Below are 2080 nucleotides of genomic sequence, written 5' to 3'. Positions count from 1 at the left end.
GAGGCTTTGATCAAGACTTGAGTCAACTGTGGCTAATAATTGGCTGAATGCTTCCGCTGGCCCCGCAGAAAAACGATAGGCATGGTCCAAATCATTCGAGGTTCGGAGTTCTACGGTGGCTCTATCTGAACCAAGAACTGCGGCCAAAGTCTTGAGCCGCCGAGACTCGCCTAAGACAGTGTCTCCATTGTCCGTTTGGGCGAACATCCAACTAAATAGTTCCCTTGCGTGTTCATCATTGATTGAATTTACTTCCACAACCTCACGGCTGGGGAGATTCAAATGCTTTAAGATATTGCCGTATGAAAGAGCGGTAGATAATAAAGAAAAATTAATATCTTCCTCTCTTACACGTTGAAGTCCGTAAAAATTTTTCTGTTTCGCCCTGTCGTATATGCTGAGCGCAGTTAGTAATTGCGCCGCATAATCACGCCTGCTGCCGATGTCTTTTGCAACTGATTTTAGTTGCTCATCAAGTGAGAGATTGCTGTAGAAGTTATTAATCAGATCTGCAAGATATCTGGCCTTGGAGAGTGGCTCCCAGCGTCGGGGGCCAGAAATATGCCTGAATCCAAGGTACTTCAATACATCACGGCGTTGCGGGAACCTGAAGCAATCAACCTTCTCGGGCTTATGCTTGGCTGTGCCCACCATGTCAATTAGACTCTTGGTGAGCAATTCTGGATTGACCAAATTGTTCAACACCTTAAGTGCTGCAAGACGGCGATTACCCTCAACTACGATGAATCGAGCTGGCGAAAGAGGGTTGGGTGTCACGAGAAGTGGTTCACCCGGAAAGAAGCCTTGATTGCCAATTGATCCGACTAGTTCTTCGAGGTTTTCCTCCTCAATCATTCTTCGAATGGCATTGTCTTCGCCATTATCATGACCTGTTGAATCGAAGAAACGAGGATTGTCGGGGTCGAAATCTAAGTCCGACACGTTTTCAAAATAAATTGTCGGTGTTGTCATGACTGTCCTCCATCGAACATAAATATTTTTTGCGCGTTGAATATGAACACATGCAGAGATCAAAAGCGGCGGCCATTAAAGCCATACACAATCCGCCCGCAGATGCGCACGGGGTGCTCGCCGTTGAGTACGTCCACGGTGCGCACGTTCGGGTTGTCGCTCGTCACTTCATGTTTGCCATCCATGCGCTGCGTCACCCGCTTGATGAACAGGCGGTCGTGCGCCTCGAGCACATACACGCCGTCCACGTCGGCGGTGGTCTTGTCGGTATCACACAGTCCAAAATCGCCGCTCGAGAGCGTGCCTTGCATGCTGTCGCCCAGCTGATGGATGAAGCGCAGGGACTCGGCGCGGCTGTTGGGTAAGTAGCGGTTGATCCACGCGCGCGACATGGGCACGTCGCCCATGATGATTTCCTCGGCCACCAGGTCATTGCCTGGCCCCATGCTGGCCACGACGTTGAGGCGTGGCACATAGATCGTGTCATCGCTGGATATAGGCGCGGGCGCGGGGCCTGTCAGTGCGCCCTTTGTGCGTGCGCCAGTAATGATGTAGTTCACATCAAGGCCGAGCGGTAGAGCCGCTGTATAGAACTCCGACTTCGGAGACGCCTTGCCTGCTTCCCAGCCGTAGATGGTGCTTGCGGGCCAGCCGCCAATATTCTCGAAATCCGTAGCTTTTAAGCCCAAACGCTTGCGCTCCTCTTTAAGTCGCAGGCCGGTTTCAGCTGTGATGCTCTGAATTTCAGAAGTTAATTTCTCGTTTTTCGTAGGCATTGCTTGCAAATTTACGGAAATCCGTAGTAACATCCGGCGCAAGAACATATAGCACCGTCTAACACGATGGTACACACACCGCGACAACGCGGGGAGGCTTGGCACATGGTTGATGTACTGATGGACAACACCGCTCACACGCTCGCACAGGCGCAGCGCCGCGCACTGGCTGATAAGGCGGCTACCGTGATGCGGCGAGAAGCGCTTTGCAACCGCTTGCGCGAGATTGCATTTGAAGGCGCTGAACCGGACGGCGGGCCGCGCTACGTGCTGGCGCAGAACGCGAGCGCGGGCGCTGATAAGCCGCTGTGGCTGTTCTTCAGCGTGGCGCG

3 protein-coding genes are annotated in these 2080 nt (G+C 52.6%); 1 reads left to right on the top strand and 2 read right to left on the bottom strand.

Annotation, left to right across the window (positions count from 1 at the left end):
• The coding region (locus ISG32_RS27465) for a ParB N-terminal domain-containing protein (protein WP_194774151.1) at positions 1–972 on the bottom strand (972 nt) is incomplete at its 3' end.
• A gap of 59 nt (positions 973–1031) precedes the next feature.
• Complete coding sequence (locus ISG32_RS27460; protein WP_194774150.1) at positions 1032–1748, bottom strand: XRE family transcriptional regulator; 717 nt, start codon at positions 1746–1748, stop codon at positions 1032–1034.
• Positions 1749–1853: 105 nt separating this feature from the next.
• Between ISG32_RS27460 and ISG32_RS27455 the strand changes: the two genes are divergently transcribed.
• A partial coding sequence (locus ISG32_RS27455; RefSeq protein ID WP_194774149.1) for a hypothetical protein occupies positions 1854–2080 on the top strand: 227 nt, incomplete at its 3' end.

The sequence above is a fragment of the Diaphorobacter caeni genome (assembly GCF_015354245.1).
GTDB lineage: Bacteria > Pseudomonadota > Gammaproteobacteria > Burkholderiales > Burkholderiaceae_C > Diaphorobacter_A > Diaphorobacter_A caeni.
Note: the sequence above shows the minus strand (reverse complement) of the source record. Positions and strands in the feature narration are given on the sequence as shown.